This window comes from Kitasatospora sp. NPDC056138, from assembly GCF_042264695.1.
In the GTDB taxonomy this organism is placed as follows: Bacteria; Actinomycetota; Actinomycetes; order Streptomycetales; family Streptomycetaceae; genus Kitasatospora.
Map to the genome: position 1 here is coordinate 13,711 of NZ_JBHJVK010000065.1, position 15,629 is coordinate 29,339.

The 15,629-nt window shown below is 73.5% G+C and carries 12 protein-coding genes; 2 read left to right on the forward strand and 10 right to left on the reverse strand.

Annotated features, from left to right (window positions below; translation table 11 throughout):
* A complete protein-coding gene (locus ACFC1R_RS30290) occupies positions 1 to 1,584 on the forward strand; it encodes a mucoidy inhibitor MuiA family protein (protein WP_375944006.1) in 1,584 nt (527 codons plus the stop codon).
* 62 nt (positions 1,585 to 1,646) lie between these two features.
* Positions 1,647 to 2,009: a DUF952 domain-containing protein gene (locus ACFC1R_RS30295; RefSeq protein ID WP_375944008.1), complete on the forward strand. Its 363-nt coding sequence runs from the start codon at positions 1,647 to 1,649 to the stop codon at positions 2,007 to 2,009.
* Between the two features lie 64 nt (positions 2,010 to 2,073).
* Here ACFC1R_RS30295 and ACFC1R_RS30300 read toward each other — a convergent pair whose 3' ends face one another.
* The 10 genes from ACFC1R_RS30300 to ACFC1R_RS30345 all read right to left on the reverse strand — a co-directional run bounded on the left by ACFC1R_RS30300 (position 2,074) and on the right by ACFC1R_RS30345 (position 15,113).
* Positions 2,074 to 3,054, reverse strand: a complete 981-nt coding sequence (locus ACFC1R_RS30300) for a winged helix-turn-helix transcriptional regulator (RefSeq protein ID WP_375944010.1) — start codon at positions 3,052 to 3,054, stop codon at positions 2,074 to 2,076.
* Positions 3,055 to 3,277: 223 nt separating this feature from the next.
* The gene (locus tag ACFC1R_RS30305) at positions 3,278 to 4,636 is read right to left on the reverse strand and encodes a pseudouridine synthase (RefSeq protein WP_375944012.1); all 1,359 of its coding nucleotides are present in this window, start codon (positions 4,634 to 4,636) and stop codon (positions 3,278 to 3,280) included.
* A gap of 74 nt (positions 4,637 to 4,710) precedes the next feature.
* Positions 4,711 to 5,427, reverse strand: coding sequence for an SMC-Scp complex subunit ScpB (gene scpB, locus ACFC1R_RS30310; protein WP_375944046.1), 717 nt, complete (start codon positions 5,425 to 5,427; stop codon positions 4,711 to 4,713).
* 104 nt (positions 5,428 to 5,531) lie between these two features.
* Complete coding sequence (locus tag ACFC1R_RS30315) at positions 5,532 to 6,437, reverse strand: segregation and condensation protein A (RefSeq protein WP_375944014.1); 906 nt, start codon at positions 6,435 to 6,437, stop codon at positions 5,532 to 5,534.
* A 193-nt stretch (positions 6,438 to 6,630) separates the two neighbouring features.
* Positions 6,631 to 7,116 carry a hypothetical protein gene (locus ACFC1R_RS30320; protein WP_375944048.1) on the reverse strand — a complete coding sequence of 162 codons (486 nt, stop codon included), beginning with the start codon at positions 7,114 to 7,116 and terminating at the stop codon, positions 6,631 to 6,633.
* A 41-nt stretch (positions 7,117 to 7,157) separates the two neighbouring features.
* Positions 7,158 to 8,330, reverse strand: a complete 1,173-nt coding sequence (locus ACFC1R_RS30325) for a ParA family protein (RefSeq protein ID WP_375944016.1) — start codon at positions 8,328 to 8,330, stop codon at positions 7,158 to 7,160.
* Between the two features lie 409 nt (positions 8,331 to 8,739).
* Complete coding sequence (gene ald, locus ACFC1R_RS30330; RefSeq protein ID WP_375944018.1) at positions 8,740 to 9,855, reverse strand: alanine dehydrogenase; 1,116 nt, start codon at positions 9,853 to 9,855, stop codon at positions 8,740 to 8,742.
* A gap of 241 nt (positions 9,856 to 10,096) precedes the next feature.
* Positions 10,097 to 12,475 (reverse strand): tetratricopeptide repeat protein, encoded by a 2,379-nt coding sequence (locus tag ACFC1R_RS30335; protein WP_375944020.1) that lies wholly within the window; start codon positions 12,473 to 12,475, stop codon positions 10,097 to 10,099.
* A gap of 232 nt (positions 12,476 to 12,707) precedes the next feature.
* Positions 12,708 to 13,349 (reverse strand): NUDIX domain-containing protein, encoded by a 642-nt coding sequence (locus ACFC1R_RS30340; protein ID WP_375944022.1) that lies wholly within the window; start codon positions 13,347 to 13,349, stop codon positions 12,708 to 12,710.
* An 87-nt stretch (positions 13,350 to 13,436) separates the two neighbouring features.
* Positions 13,437 to 15,113, reverse strand: a complete 1,677-nt coding sequence (locus ACFC1R_RS30345; RefSeq protein ID WP_375944024.1) for a CTP synthase — start codon at positions 15,111 to 15,113, stop codon at positions 13,437 to 13,439.
* Positions 15,114 to 15,629 lie beyond the last annotated feature (516 nt).

Consider the following 15,629-nt stretch of genomic DNA (forward strand, 5'->3'; position numbering starts at 1 on the left):
ATGACCACCCCGCCCGCTACCCCCTCCGCCCCGGTCCATCCGCTCCCGGTCACGGCCGTCACCTGTCTTGAGGACCGCGCCCTGGTGGTCCGGACCACCACCCTCGACCTGCACCCGGGCATCCAGCGGCTGCGCCTGGGCCCGATCACCGCGCTGGCCGTCGACCGCTCGCTGCGGGCCGACCTGGCGGGCGAGCGGCTCGGCGCGGGCCGGGTCCTGGACGCCCGGGTCGTCCGCTCCTGGACGCCGCGTGCCCCGCTCGCACCCACCGAGGCCGACTCCGAGCTGCGCCGCCGGGTCCACCTGCTGGAGCAGGAGCAGCTCTCCGAGGAGGCCCGCCGCCGCCGGCTGGAGGCCCGGCTGGCCCTGCTCGCCCAGCTAGCCGCCGACCTGCTGCGCGAGATCGGCGAGGGCGCCGGCCACGGCGAGATCGAACGGGTCCGCTGGGGGCGCGAGTTGGACCGGGTGGACGCCGAGCGCGAGTCGTACGGGGAGCAGCTGCGGGCGGTGCGGTCCCGGTTGCGGACCGTCGAGGAGGAGGTGCGGCAGGCCCAGCTGGCGCTGGACGACGCCGAGGAGGAGCCCGCCGAGCTGCTCGGGTACGTGGAGCTGACGGTCGAGGCGGCCGAGCCGGGGACGCACCGGCTGACGCTCTCCCACCTCGCGCCGTGCGCCCTGTGGCGGCCGGCCTACCGGGCGACGCTAAACGACGGCGCTCTGCTGCTGGAGACGGAGGCGGTCGTCTGGCAGCGCACCGGCGAGGACTGGTCGCAGGTCCGGCTGACCCTCTCCACCGCCCGTTCCGCCCTGGCGGGCGAGCCGCCGCGGCTGGTCGAGGACGTGCTGGCGCTGCGCGACAGGTCGGCCCAGGAGCGCCGCACGGTGGACGTCGAGCTGCGCGAGGAGGAGATCGGCAGTACCGGACCGGCCGCGGTGGACGGTCTCCCGGGGGTGGACGACGGCGGCGAGGTGCGTGTCCTGCGCGCTCCCGAGCCCGCCTCGGTGCCCGGCGACGGCCGCCCGCACCGGGTGCCGCTCACCGCCTTCAGCACCTCCGTGAGCAGTGAGTACGCCTGCGCGCCCGAGCTGTCCCCGCTGGTCACCGAGGTGGTCAGGTTCCGCAACGGCGCCGGGCACGCACTGCTGGCGGGCCCGGTGGACCTGGTCAGGGACGGCGGGTTCACCGGCCGCGCGGAACTGCGCTTCACCGCCGCAGGCGCGACCGCCGAGCTGTCCTTCGGCAGCTCGGACGGCTACCGGGTGGTCCGGGAGACCGAGGAGAGCCGGGGCAGTACCGCGCTGGCCCAGCGCACGGTGCTGACCCGTACGGTCCGGCTGCACCTGTCCCGCTTCTCCGCGCCCGAGGAGCAGGCGGAGCAGGTGGTCGCGGTGCGCGAGCGGATCCCGGTCTCGGAGGTCGCGGCGGTGGAGGTGCGGCTGCGCAAGGAGGCGTGCTCCCCGGCGCCGGACGAGCTGGACGCCGAGGGTGTCGTCCGCTGGGACGTGCCGCTGCCACCGGGTGGCCGACGGACCGTCACCCTGGTGTACGAGGTGTCGGCGGCGGCCAGGGTGGCCGGGATCTGACCGGTCCCGACCGGCACCGCACAGAACCGTCAACTCCGGTACAAATACGGTAAAAAAGACACATGATCTACCACCTCGCACCCCTGGACGACTGGCTCCGCGACCCTGGGCGGCCGTACGCCACCACCTCCCTGCTGACCGACGGTTTCATCCACTGCTCGGCCGACGAGCAGACCACGCTGGCCGTCGCCAACGCCTTCTACCAGGAGGCTCCGGAGCCGCTGATGGCCCTGCTGATCGAGGAGAGCCTGGTGGAGCCGATGGTGAAGTGGGAGGCGCCGCACGGCGCACCACCGCCGGGTGCGACCCCGGGCGTGCTGTTCCCGCACATCTACGGGCGCCTCAACCGGACCGCGGTGGTCGGGCTGGAGAAGGTCGAACGCGGCCCGGACGGCCGCTGGAACGCCCTCCGGCCCTGGAGCTGAACTCCGCCGCGCGGCGGCCCCGCGCGGGGGCGCCGGGCGCCGCCCCGAGGAGCACCGACCGGGCCTACAGCCAGCCGCGTTCCCGGGCCGCCATCCCGGCCTGGAACCTGGTGGTCGCGCCGAGCTGCCGCATCAGCGTCTGCAACCGCCGCTGGGTGGTCCTGGCACTCCAGCCGAGCGACCGGGCGATCGACTCGTCGGTGAGCCCGGCCGCGAGCAGGCCGAGCAGCTTGCGGTGGTCCTCCTCGGGGCCCGACCCCTCGCTCCCGGTGCCGATCGCCGCCTGCAGCGGGACCGCCCGTTCCCACTCCGCCTCGAAGAGCGCGTCCAGGCCCTGGAGCAGGGCGGACGGATGGACCACGTACGCGGCGTCCAAAACAGCGTCGCCGACGCTGATCGGGATGATCGCCATCCGGTCGTCCGCCATCATCATCTTCATCGGCAGCACCGGCCGGACCTTGCACTCCTCGCCGTCCGCGACACCGGGCAGGATGTCCTTCTCCAGCCGCCCGGGCCAGGCCACGGCCTCCTTGTCGTAGATCGCGCGGAACTTCAGCCCGGCCTTGAGCCGCTGGCGCTGCCGGGGCAGGGCGGCCACCGGGTCCTGGATGTAGGGCGGGCAGTCGAAGCCGCGCACCTGGTACTGGGCGGTCCCGACCAGGTGTTCCAGCCGCTGGGCGATGGCCTCACCGCCGGTCAGCACCTCGACCGAGTGGGCGGGGTCGGTGAAGCGGCTGGCCTCCCGGAAGGCGTCCATCAGCCGGTGCATCTCGGCGCGGGCGCCGCGCAGCTGCGCCTCGCGGTGGCCGATCAGCGTGCCGATGGCGACGTCGGGGGCGACGGCCAGGTAACGCTCGCGGTCGACCGGGCCGCGGGTCACCATGCCCTGCTCGGCCAGCCGGTCGAGGGCCGCCCGGCACTGTTGCAGCGTCAGTCCGCACTGGTCGGCGAGCTCCTCGGCGGTGGACTGGGGCGCGGCCACCAGCGCCGCGTACAGCTGTCCGTCCGGCCGACCAAGACCGAGCACTCCGAATGCGTCGAGCACGACGTTCCTTCCCCCACGACCTCACCCCGGGTGGCGCACTCCCGCCATCCGGCCGGGCACCAGTTGTTGGCAATCGTGCGCCACGGATCGAGCGGCTGACAAGCTGGGGGGAACCCGGTGCGGCCAGGCTCACACCCCGTCCCCCCAGGACAGCAGAGGGCCTCCCCGCCGTTCGGCGGGGAGGCCCTCATCACCAGGTCCTACGGACCGGTAACACCGATGCTCACAGACCGACCTCGCGCATCAGCTGGCCGACCTCCGGGTTGGTCAGACGGCGCAGCCAGCCCGACTTCTGGTCGCCCAGGGCGATCGGGCCGAAGTGGGTCCGGACCAGCTTCTCCACCGGGAAGCCCGCCTCGGCGAGCATCCGCCGCACGATGTGCTTGCGGCCCTCGTGCAGGGTGACCTCGACCAGGTAGTTCTTGCCGACGTTCGAGACCACCTTGAAGCTGTCGGCACGGGCGTAGCCGTCCTCCAGCTCGATGCCCTGCGCGAGCTGCTTGCCCAGGTCGCGCGGGATCGGACCCTGGATGGCCGCCAGGTAGGTCTTGGTGACGCCGTAGCGGGGGTGGGTCAGGCGGTGGGCCAGCTCACCGTGGTTGGTGAGCAGGATGATGCCCTCGGTCTCGGTGTCGAGGCGGCCGACGTGGAACAGCCGGGTCTCCCGGTTGGTCACGTAGTCGCCCAGGCACTGGCGGCCGTCCGGGTCCTCCATCGTGGAGACCACACCGGCCGGCTTGTTGAGCGCGAAGAACAGGTACGACTGGGTGGCGACGGTCAGGCCGTCCACCTTGATCTCGTCCTTCTCGGGGTCCACCCGCTTGCCCTGCTCGGTGACCAGCAGGCCGTTGACCTCGACCCGGCCCTGCTCGATCAGCTCCTCGCAGGCCCGACGGCTGCCGATACCGGCCCGCGCCAGCACCTTCTGCAGCCGCTCGCCCTCGGGCTCGCCGAAGGTCTTGGGCAGCTTCACGGCCGGCTTGTCGTGCCGGGCCAGCACCGCGTCCTCGATCCGGGCCTGCAGCTCGCGCGAGCGCTGCGGCTGACGGCGCGGGTCGCCCGGGGCGCCCTGGCCCTCACGGCGCGGCCGCGGGGCCGGCGAGGGCTTCCGGGAGCCGAAGCTGCTGCGGCCCGGCGTGGCGTTGGGGCCGCCGCCGTACTCGGGCCGGTCGTAGCGGCGCTCCTCCGGACGCGGCTGGCCCTTGCCCGACCCCTGCCGCCGGTCGTCACGCCCGTACGAACCACCGTCACGCCCGTACGAACCGCCGCCGCGCGAGGACGACGAACCGCCGCCGTACGAACCACCGTCACGGCCGTACGAACCGCCACCGCGCGAGGACGACGAACCGCCGCCGTACGAACCGCCGTCACGGCCGTACGAACCACCGCCGCGCGAGGACGACGAACCGCCCCGCCCGCCGGCCTGGCCGCCACGGCCTCCGCCGCCGCTGCCGCTGCCGCCGCCGTAGGACGAGCCGCCCCGGGAGCCGCCGTACGAGCCGCCCCGGCCCCCGCCCTGTCCACCACGGCTCTGGCCGCCGCCACCGCCGCCGCTGTTCCTGCCGTTGCCACTGCTACGCATCAAAATGTCCGTACGTCGTATCCGTCTGGGGAGTGTGCAAGTCGTTTCGGCCGACCTCACCGCCCCCTGCCCGATCAGACACGAGCCTGACCGGCCTCGTCTCCGCCGCCCACCGCACGCGCGGCGGCGACCGCCTCCGCGATCATCGTGCCTTCGAGGGACTCCGCTTCCACGTCGTCGACCTCGGGCAGGAAGGGTGCGAGCTCCGGCAGCTCGTCCAGGCCGCGAAGCCCCATCCGTTCCAGGAAGTAGTTCGTCGTCCGATACAGGATCGCACCTGTTTCGGGCTCGGATCCGGTCTCTTCCACCAGTCCTCGCTGTACCAGGGTACGCATCACGCCGTCACAGTTCACACCGCGTACCGCGGAGACCCGGCTGCGCGACACCGGTTGCCGGTACGCGACCACCGCCAGCGTCTCCAGCGCGGCCTGGGTCAGCCGCGACTGCCGGCCGTCCAGGACGTAGCGGTCCACGGCGGGAGAGCACTCGGTCCGGGTGTAGAAACGCCAGCCCCCGGCCACCGGCCGCAGGTCGAAGCCGCGGCCCTGGGCGGTGTACTCGGCGGACAGCTCGCGCAGTACGGCGGCCACCTCGGCGCGCGGACGCTCCAGCACCTCGGCCAGGTGCGCCTCGGTGGCGGGCTCGTCCACCACCAGCAGGATCGCCTCCAGCGCGGCCCGCACCGGCACGCCGTCGCCGGTCACCGGCGGCTCCCCGGCCGCACCGTCCGCACCGGCCGGCAGCGCCCCCGGGCCGGCAGGGCGTCCCCCGAGGTCGCAGGCGGGTTCCAGCGGACCGTGGGCGCAGTCCTGGAGCTCCCGCGCCCGGTGCTGCCCCGGGACGCCCAGCGCCCGCCTGAGCGGCTTCGGCCGCCCGTCTCCGTCCGGCTGCTCCGTCACGATGCCGCACCCTCCTCGACCGTCTCCCGGGCCGCCTCCCGGGCGGTGTCCCGGTCCTGTGCCCCCGGCGGGCGGTCGAACTCGTCCGTGACCTCGACCGGCCGGTCCGGCTCGGCGACCCAGCGCACCAGCAGCTCGCCCAGTGCCCGGGGCTGCTCGAAGTCCAGCGCCCGCTCCCGGTACAGCTCCAGCAGGGCCAGGAAGCGGGCGACCACCACCAGGGTGGACTCGGCGTCCGCCACCAGCTGCTCGAACGTCGCCGAACCGAGCGCGGTGAGCCGGTCCACCACCCGGCCCGCCTGCTCGCGCACGCTGACCGGCGGGGTGTGGATGTGGTCCACGTAGACCACCGGCGCCGGCCTGGGCGCCATCGCCTTGGCCGCCAGCTGCGCGAAGCGCTCGGCACCGATGCCGAGCACCACCTCGGGCAGCAGCCCGGCGTGGCGCGGCTCCAGGCCCACGCTGCGGGCCCGCCGGCGCAGCTCGCTCTCCCAGCGGTCGCCGAGGACCGCCGCCACCTGTTTGTACGCGCGGTACTGGAGCAGCCGGGCGAAGAGCAGGTCGCGGGCCTCCAGCAGCGCGAGGTCCTCCTCGTCGTCGACCTCGGCGGCGGGCAGCAGCCTGGCCGCCTTGAGGTCCAGCAGGGTGGCCGCGACCACCAGGAACTCGGTCGCCGCGTCCAGGTCCCAGTCGGGGCCCATCGCCCGGATGTGCGCGACGAACTCGTCGGTGACCCGGGAGAGCGCCACCTCGGTGACGTCCATCCGGTGCTTGGCGATCAGGCTGAGCAGCAGGTCGAACGGGCCCTCGAAGTTGTCCAGCCGCACCAGGAACCCGGCCCGTGCCCCGCCGGCCTCGGCGGCGGGCCGGTCGGCCCCTGCAGGTTCAACGGTGCTCGACATGACGGTCCATCTTCGCCCACCCCGGCTCCCCGGCGCCGCAGGCACGTGGTGAACGCCCCCGGGGTCCAGGAGTCGGTCCGGTCGACGGCGTGCCCGGCGGGCCCCGCACCTTCGCGGTGGCCGGGCGGGCGGTCCCTCGCGCCCAGGGGCTCACGGCCCGTAGCGTGGTTCCGGGCCCTGGCAGGGCCGGGCCTCAGCGGCCGCGCAGCCGCCGTACCAGGATGCTCGCCTCACCGCGCTGCTCCAGGTCGGCCAGGACGACCGAGATGGCCTCCCGGACGACTCGGCCGCGGTCCACCGCCAGCCCGTGCTCGCCGCGCAGGACCAGCCGGGCGTGCTCCAGGTCCATGAGCTCCTCGGCGGACACGTACACGGTGATCTTCTCGTCGTGCCGCTCGCGTCCGGTGGGCCGCCGTGCGGCCCGGCTGCGGGAGCGGGCCCGCCGGGCGGCCTCCCCCGTCTGCTCCTCGCCCTGGGCCGGCCCCTGCGGCTGCCGCCCCGGTGCCTGCTGCGGGACGCCCGCGGCGTTCTCGGCGGCCGTCCGCGGCTGCTCAAGGCGGCCGGGGGGCGTCTGACCCGGGGCGTCCGCCGGCCCCGGCCCGGTGCCGGACTCGGCCGCGCGGGCGGTCTCCGTTCTGGGCGCCTCGGCCGGGCGGGCGAGGGAGGGCGACAGCGCCATCCCGCCCGTGGTCCGGAACAGCTCGTCGGCCCCCGGGAGACTCACTCGGCGGGGCGGCACCGGTCGAGCACCTCCCTGGCGAGCTGGCGGTAGGCGGCGGCACCGACCGAGTTGGTCGCGTACGTGGTGATCGGCTCGCCGGCCACCGTGGTCTCCGGGAAGCGGACGGTCCGGCCGATCACGGTGTGGAAGACGTGCTCGCCGAACGCCTCGACGACCCTCGCCAGCACCTCGCGGCTGTGCACGGTGCGCGAGTCGTACATGGTGGCCAGGATGCCGTCCAGGCGCAGCTCGGGGTTGAGCCGCTCGCAGACCTTCTCGATGGTCTCGGTCAGCAGCGCGACACCGCGCAGCGCGAAGAACTCGCACTCCAGCGGGACGATCACGCTGTGAGCGGCCGTCAGGGCATTGACCGTCAGCAGGCCCAGCGAGGGCTGGCAGTCGATGATGACGTAGTCGTAGTCGGGCAGCAGCGGCTTCAAGGCCCGTGCCAGCGCGGACTCCCGGGCCACCTCGCTGACCAGCTGCACCTCGGCGGCGCTGAGGTCGATGTTGGAGGGCAGCAGGTCCATGCCGGGGATGGCGGTCTTCAGCAGCACCTCATCGGCCGTCAGGCCCCGCTCCATCAGCAGGTTGTAGACCGTGACGTCGAGCTCCATCGGGTTGACGCCCAGTCCGACGGAGAGCGCGCCCTGCGGGTCGAAGTCGACCAGCAGCACCCGGCGGCCGTACTCGGCGAGCGCGGCACCCAGGTTGATGGTCGACGTGGTCTTGCCGACGCCGCCCTTCTGGTTGCACATCGCGATGATCTGCGCGGGGCCGTGCTCGGCCAGCGGCGCGGGGATCGGGAAGTAGGGCTGCGGGCGGCCGGTGGGGCCGATCCGCTCACGGCGCTGGCGTGCTGCGTCAGGGGCCAAGGTGGCGGCGTACTCCGGATCGGGTTCGTACTCGGCATCCGGGTCGTCGTACGAGCCGTAGGCGAAGTCGCCGTAGACCAGGCCGTGCGCGGCCAGGTCGGCGTCGTAGTCGGTGACGGTGGCGGTGGCGGTGACGCCGGAGGTCTGGCGTGCCTCGAAGGTGCGGACCGCGACCGAGCCGACCTCCACCGAACCCACCGTGGCCTGCCGGGCCGTGAGCTCCTCGTTCGGCTGTCCGGCGGCGTGCTCCGCCAGTCCTGGCTGACCACCCCCGGGAGCAAATGTCGACTCATTCACAAGTCGTCTTACCTCCTTGGGCATCCAGGACTCTATGTCGATTCGTCAGCGTGGCAGCATGCCGACGGTTTGCGACTCTAGGCCGTCTGCGGCGTTCGCAGCAACACAATCCACGGTAGTGGGCCGGATGTGTCGGCCGTCGGACCGCTCGCTGTCAAGGGCCGAGAGAGTCCATGACCCTAACGTTTCTGCGGAGGCCGCCGCCGCCCGGCGGGCGGGTCACCCTCCCTGCCGCGGCGGGCGGGTGACGTGTTGCACATGAATTGACATCACGCGGCCACTCGGCCTTCATCGCCGGTTCCGGGCATGCTGAAGCCCCCGGCCCTCCCTCGTGCCCGTCGGCGGGCGAGGAGGGGGGTCGGGGGCGTGGCACCGCCCTACCGGGGCATGCCGTTCAGCTGATGCGCAATCAGGCGAGCACGCTGTCCAGGGAGATGGACTCCAGGCCGAAGGCCTCGGCGACGGCGGCGTAGGTGATCTGGCCCTCGTGGACGTTCAGACCCTTGGCCAGCGCGGCGTCGCGGCGCAGCGCCTCCTTCCAACCGCGGTTGGCCAGCTCGACGACGTACGGCAGCGTCGCGTTGGTCAGCGCGTAGGTGGAGGTGTTCGGGACGGCGCCCGGCATGTTGGCCACGCAGTAGAAGACCGAGTTGTGGACCTGGAAGGTCGGCTCGGCGTGCGTGGTGGGACGCGAGTCCTCGAAGCAGCCGCCCTGGTCGATCGCGATGTCGACGAGCACGGAGCCCGGCTTCATGCGGGAGACCAGCTCGTTGGTGACCAGCTTCGGGGCCTTGGCGCCCGGGATCAGCACGGCGCCGATGACCAGGTCGGCCTCCAGGACCGCGCTCTCCAGCTCGTAGGCGTTGGAGGCGATGGCCTTGATCTTCGTGCCGAAGATGCGGTCGGCCTCACGCAGCTTGTTGATGTCGCGGTCGAGCAGGGTCACCTCGTAGCCCATGCCGATGGCGATGGTGGCGGCGTGCCAGCCGGAGACGCCACCGCCGATGACGACGGCCTTCGCCGGGTGGGTGCCGGGCACGCCACCGGGGAGGGTGCCACGGCCGCCGGCCGGACGCATCAGGTGGTACGAGCCGACCTGCGGGGCCAGGCGACCGGCCACCTCGGACATCGGGGCGAGCAGCGGCAGGGCGCCGTTGGCGAGCTGCACGGTCTCGTACGCGATCGCGGTGGTGCCGGAGGCGACCAGCGCGTCGGTGCCGGCGCGGTCCGCGGCCAGGTGCAGGTAGGTGAAGAGGGTCTGGCCCTTGCGCAGGCGGTGGTACTCCTGCGCGATGGGCTCCTTGACCTTCAGCAGCAGGTCAGCAGCGGCCCACACCTCGTCGGCGGTGGGGAGGATGGTGGCACCGGCGGCCACGTACTCCTCGTTGGTGATCGAGGAGCCGACACCGGCGTTGTCCTCGATGACGACCTCGTGCCCGTTGCGCACCAGCTCGTGCACGCCGGCGGGCGTGATGGCCACGCGGTACTCGTGGTTCTTGACCTCGCGGGGGATGCCGACCTTCACGGCTAAACACGTCCTCTTGCCATGGGGGTCCCTACCGGAGAAGACCGGCGGGCGACGCGCACGGGAGAAGCCATCGGAAGACACCGAGACACACTTCGCTGCGCGACTGCTGTCGAGTGTAATGAAGCCCAGCGAATCCGCCAGCCTTCCAAACTGAATAAATCAGCTCGTTACATTGGCACTTTCGTAGGCTTGTGACGGGATCGCATCGCCAAGGGCGACTAACCACACATCTACGACATTACTCCCGGGAGGGTCGATCCGACCCCTCCCCGGCCTGCTGCCGCAAGGCCTCCAGGGCTCCCGCCACCACCACCCGGCCGCGCTCGTCGCCGAGGCGCCGCAGCAGTGCCACGGCGGTGCGGTACTCGCGGTCGGCCTCCTCGAAACGGCGCTGCCCGGCGTGGGCCTCGGCCGTCCTGGTCAGGAGCCGGGCCTCCGCCGGGCGGTCGCCCAGCGCCTGGCGCAGCGCGAGGGCGCGCCCGTACCAGTCCGCCGCCCGCACCGGGTCGCCCAGCGCCCGGTGGCACTCGCCGACCCCCTCCAGCGCGCGGGCGCAGACCGGGTCGTCGGCGGCGGACCTGGCGTGGTCCAGGGCGGCGCGGTAGCGGGCGGAGGCCTGTTCCCAGCGCCCGGCAGCGGCCTGCAGGTCCCCCAGGTTGAGCAGGGCGGCGGCGGCCCGCCGGGTGGCTCCGCTGCGCTCGGCCACCTTCAGCACCAGGCCGTGCAACTGGTAGAGGTCGGCCGGGGCGGCGGCGCCGGTCAACGGCAGGGCCCGCAGCAGCGCGGTGACCAGCCGCCCGGCCGATCCGTCCAGGTCCGCCTGGCCGATCGCCTCCCCCACCGCGCCGAACAGCGACTCCCGCTCGCCTAGCAGCCAGTCGGCGGCCTGCGCGGCGCTGCGCAGCCGGATCGGGCCGGGGAGCGGGTCCGTCACCGGACCGGCGGCGGGATCCAGCAGCCGGCGGGCCGAGTCCACCAGCCGCACCAGCCGCTCCAGCATCCTGGCCCGGGCCAGCTGCACCTCGGCCGGGCGGTCGGCGCCCTCGCGCAGCCGTACCAGCCGCAGGTAGAGCCGCCCGGGGACCCGGTAGCGCGGTGTGCCGTCGGCGGCGGGCACCTCCACGTCCAGCAGCTCCCGCTCGGCCAGCTGCCGCATGGTCGCCTCGGCCTCCGGCGCCGGGCAGCCGACCAGGGCGGAGGCGATCCGCAGATCGGCGAGCTGGGCGGGGGCGAGGGTGAGCATCCGCAGCATCCGCGCCTGCGCGGCGGTCAGCGAGCGGTAGGTGAGGTCGAACGCCGCGCTGAGCGGGTCGGTGTCCGGTACCGGCACCGGCCCCTGGGCCGCCACCTCGGCCTCCTGGCCCCCGCGCTGGTGACCGGACGTCCCCGGCCGCCCCTGGTCGCCCGGTCCCGCCGGACCTGCGCCGGAGCTCGGCCCGCCGGACCCGTTGGCGTGCCCGTGGCCCTTCCCCTGCTGCCCCCGGCCCGCCTCACCGGTGTCGGGGCCGTCGGCCCGGACCGCCTCGGCGCCGCCGGGAGCCGTCCGGGCCGCCCCGCCGGCGCCGGCGCCCGGCCGGCCGTTCGCGCGCTCGGGCCCGCGCCCGGCGCCGTCACCGTCACCCGTGGCCGCCCGCGCCGCGCGGCCGCCCGCTCCGCGCCGCACCGCGGGCCCGATCAGACGCGCCACGGCGCCGGGCCCGGCCGGGTCGCCGGCCGGACCTCCGGCCGGGACGGCGACCAGCGCCTCGTCCCGCGGCCCGGCCTGGCTCCGCAGCGTCCGGTCCTTCACCAGGGCGACCCGCCCGCCGGCCCCGCCCTGGGCCACCACGGTGGCGGTGGTCCTCGCGGCGGGCGCCGGTCCGGCCTGCGACAGCGCCCGCGCCGCCTCCGTCACGGCGGCCTTCGGGTTGCTGCGCAGCCAGCCGGCCATCAGCCGCAGCGCAGTGGGACCGGCACCGCACGCCTCGGCCAGGTCGGCCGCGCCGACCGGGTCGCAGCCGATCCTGGTGCCACCGACCAGGCCGCTGAGCAGGTCACCGGCCGAGGGCTGGTCCAGACCGCCGAGGATGACCGGGTCGATGTCCTCGATCCCGGTGAGCGGCCCCGCGGTGGTGGCGACCAGCAGGCAGCCGGGTTCGTCGGCGAGCAGCGGCCACAGCTGCCCGGCGTCGCGCACGTCGTCCAGCAGGAAGAGCAGGCGCCGGCCCGCCTGTGCCCTGCGCAGCGCGGCGCAGGCCGGGCCGTCGGCGCCGTCCCCGCTGCCGGGCACCAGGACCGAGTCCGGGACGGGACCGAGCTGTTCGAGCAGCAGCCGGGCGACCTGCCCCGGCGGGATCCGGCTGCCGTCCGGTGCGGAGAGCCGGGTGAACAGGACGCCGTCGGGGTAGGCCCGTGCCACCGAGCGCACGAACCGCACGGCGAGCGTGGTGCGCCCCGAACCGGGCCGCCCGGCCAGCACCACGACCGGGGAGCGGCCCCGCACCGGGCGGGCGGCGGCTGCGGCGAGGGCCGCGAGCTCGGTCCGCCGGCCGGTGAAGAGCGCCGGGACGGCGGGGAGCCGGTCGGTCGCGTCGTGCTCGGTGGGCCGTGCGTCCATCGTCGCCGTCTTCCTCGTCACCTGCGTCACTCCTGACCAGCCGACCAGCCCCGGCCGGGCCCCGGCCCGGCCCCCCTGCACGCACGCCCCGAGCCCGGACGGACCCGCCATGGGTCCGTCCGCGAAGCGTAGTTCGACCGTACGACGGACCCGGGGTGACACCGGTAGTACCAATCGGCAAATCACCCCGCCAGATCAACCGGCCGTCAGCGGCCGTGCCACCGCCGGGGGAACGGGGAACGGCGACCGGCCGTCAGTTCCCCGGGAAGGGCCTGGCCGGCCAGGGGCTGTCGCCGGGCCGCAGCGCGGGCAGGCCGGAACCGGTGAGGGCTGCGTGCAGTGCCAGCGTCCCGGTGACCAGCGTCGGGTTGTGCAGCTCGCCCGCGAGGACCAGCCGGACCAGCTCGTCCAGCGGCACCCGGGCGGTCTCGATCTCCAGTTCCTCGCCGTGCGCCTGGTAGCGCTCGCCCTCGGCCTCGGCGAGGTCGGTGGCGAGGAAGAGCCGCAGCGCCTCGTCGGTCCCGCCGGGCGAGGTGTAGAAGTCGACCAGCACCCGCCACTCCCCCGCCTTGCAGTGCGCCTCCTCGTAGAGCTCGCGCTGGGCGGCGTGCAGCGGGTTCTCCCCGGGGACGTCGAGCAGTCCGGCGGGCAGCTCCCAGAGCCGCTGGCGCACGGGGTGCCGGTACTGACGCAGGATCAGCACCCGCTGCCGGTCGTCGAGGGCGAGGACGGAGACCGAACCGGGATGGGTCTGGTAGTCGCGGCGGGCGTACCCGCCGTCGGGCATCAGCACCTCGTCGGTGCGCACACCGGTGACCCGGCCCCGGAACGGCACCGAGGACGCGCGCACCGGCCAGTCCTCCGCCACGTCCCTGATCTGCTGAATGTCCGTCATCGATCTCCCCTTCGGTCGCTCGGGCCCAACCTATGCCAAACGGCGGCCGTGCGAAGATCCGCACGACCGCCGTCCGACGACGGGCTCTTACTGGCCGTCAGTCTTGATCTTGATGGCCGCGGCCACCAGACCCGCGAACAGCGGGTGCGGGCGGGTCGGGCGGGACTTCAGCTCCGGGTGCGCCTGGGTGGCGACCAGGTAGGGGTGGACCTCGCGCGGGTACTCGACGTACTCGACCAGGTCACCCTTGGGGGACAGGCCCGAGAACTGCAGGCCGGTCTTCTCCAGGTCGGCGCGGTAGGCGTTGTTGACCTCGTAGCGGTGGCGGTGGCGCTCCTCGACGTACTGCTCGCCGCCGTACACCTCGCGGACGATCGAGCCCTCGGCCAGCTTGGCCGGGTAGAGGCCCAGGCGCATCGTTCCGCCCAGGTCGCCCTTGCCGTCCACGATCGCCAGCTGCTCGGCCATGGTGGAGATGACCGGGTACTTGGCGGCCGGGTCGAACTCGGTGGAGTTGGCCTCCGGCAGACCCGCCAGGTTGCGGGCGGCCTCGATGACCACGCACTGCAGGCCCAGGCAGAGACCCAGCAGCGGGAGCTTGTTCTCGCGGGCGTAGGTGATCGCGGAGACCTTGCCGTCCACACCGCGGTCGCCGAAGCCGCCGGGGATGCAGACCGCGTCCACGTCGCCGAGCTGCTCCTGGGCGCCCTCGGGGGTCAGGCAGTCGTCGGAGGTGACCCACTTGATCTCGACGCGGGCGTTGTTGGCGAAACCGCCGGCGCGCAGCGCCTCGGTCACCGACAGGTACGCGTCGGGCAGGTCGATGTACTTGCCGACCAGCGCCACCTTGACGATGTGCTGCGGCTCGTGGACGCGGCGCAGCAGGTCGTCCCAGGTGGTCCAGTCCACGTCGCGGAACGGCAGGTCGAGGCGGCGCACCACGTACGCGTCCAGGCCCTCGCCGTGCAGCACCTTGGGGATGTCGTAGATCGACTTGGCGTCGATGGCCGCGACCACCGCCTCCTCGTCCACGTCGCACATCAGCGAGATCTTGCGCTTGATGGCCTGCGGGACCTCGCGGTCGGCGCGCAGCACGATGGCGTCCGGCTGGATGCCGATGTTGCGCAGCGCGGCCACCGAGTGCTGGGTGGGCTTGGTCTTCAGCTCGCCCGAGGGGCCGATGTACGGCAGCAGGGAGACGTGCACGAAGAAGACGTTGTCCCGGCCGACCTCGTGGCGGACCTGACGGACGGCCTCCAGGAACGGCAGCGACTCGATGTCGCCGACGGTGCCGCCGACCTCGGTGATGACCACGTCGACGTCCTCGGTCGCCATCCGGCGGATCCGGGACTTGATCTCGTTGGTGATGTGCGGGATGACCTGGACGGTGTCGCCCAGGTACTCGCCGCGGCGCTCCTTGGCGATGACCGTCGAGTACACCTGGCCGGTGGTGACGTTCGCCGAGCCGTGCAGGTTGGTGTCGAGGAAGCGCTCGTAGTGACCGATGTCGAGGTCGGTCTCGGCGCCGTCGTCGGTGACGAAGACCTCACCGTGCTGGAACGGGTTCATGGTGCCCGGGTCCACGTTGAGGTAGGGGTCGAGCTTCTGCATCGTCACGCGCAGTCCGCGCGCCTTGAGCAGGGCGCCGAGGCTGGAGGCGGTGAGGCCCTTGCCGAGTGAAGAGGCGACACCCCCGGTGACGAAGAGGTGCTTGGTCGTCACGGCGCGGCCGTTCGCTGCCTTGCCGGAATGGGGCTGTGCCAAGAGGGGGCTCCCGTGGGTCGCGTGTCGAAGGTGACTCCGGTGGAGGACTGCCCGGATCTCCGCGCCGACGGGGAGTTCGCACTCGGCCCCAGAGCCTGAAGGCAGCTCCGGCGGGGTCGTCGGGTCGGCGGATCCGGGGTGGTTGATCCCACCAGTCCACGGGATACCAGGGTATCAGCGAGCTGCACCGGACGCGTTCCGGGCCGCTGCGGCGCGTCCGCCCGGGGCGTCCGGCCGTCCGGAACGGGTGCCCGGACGCCACCCTTCCCGGGTGGTCCCGGCACCGTACGGAGGGGCCCGGAAGGATCACCTCCGAATGGTCCGTCCGGACCGTCCTCGACCATCCTCTCGGACCACTTTGCCGATCACAGGCGTGACTGCGTCCCAACGCGGCGCTCTGCACGTGCCGCGCCCCCTCCCACCGACGTATCCTGCACGGACGCATCGCCGACAGCAGAGCACGCGGAGGGCGAGGGGGTCAGGACGACACCTCTTGGTCCCCGATGCGCGACCGGA

Bases quoted from the DNA above. Each gene is read 5' to 3' on its own strand.
- ACFC1R_RS30290 (WP_375944006.1), top strand. From the start codon at position 1: ATGACCACCCCGCCCGCTACCCCCTCCGCCCCGGTCCATCCGCTCCCG.
- ACFC1R_RS30295 (WP_375944008.1), top strand. From the start codon at position 1,647: ATGATCTACCACCTCGCACCCCTGGACGACTGGCTCCGCGACCCTGGG.
- ACFC1R_RS30305 (WP_375944012.1), bottom strand. From the start codon at position 4,636: ATGCGTAGCAGTGGCAACGGCAGGAACAGCGGCGGCGGTGGCGGCGGC.
- ACFC1R_RS30315 (WP_375944014.1), bottom strand. From the start codon at position 6,437: ATGTCGAGCACCGTTGAACCTGCAGGGGCCGACCGGCCCGCCGCCGAG.
- ACFC1R_RS30320 (WP_375944048.1), bottom strand. From the start codon at position 7,116: ATGGCGCTGTCGCCCTCCCTCGCCCGCCCGGCCGAGGCGCCCAGAACG.
- ACFC1R_RS30340 (WP_375944022.1), bottom strand. From the start codon at position 13,349: ATGACGGACATTCAGCAGATCAGGGACGTGGCGGAGGACTGGCCGGTG.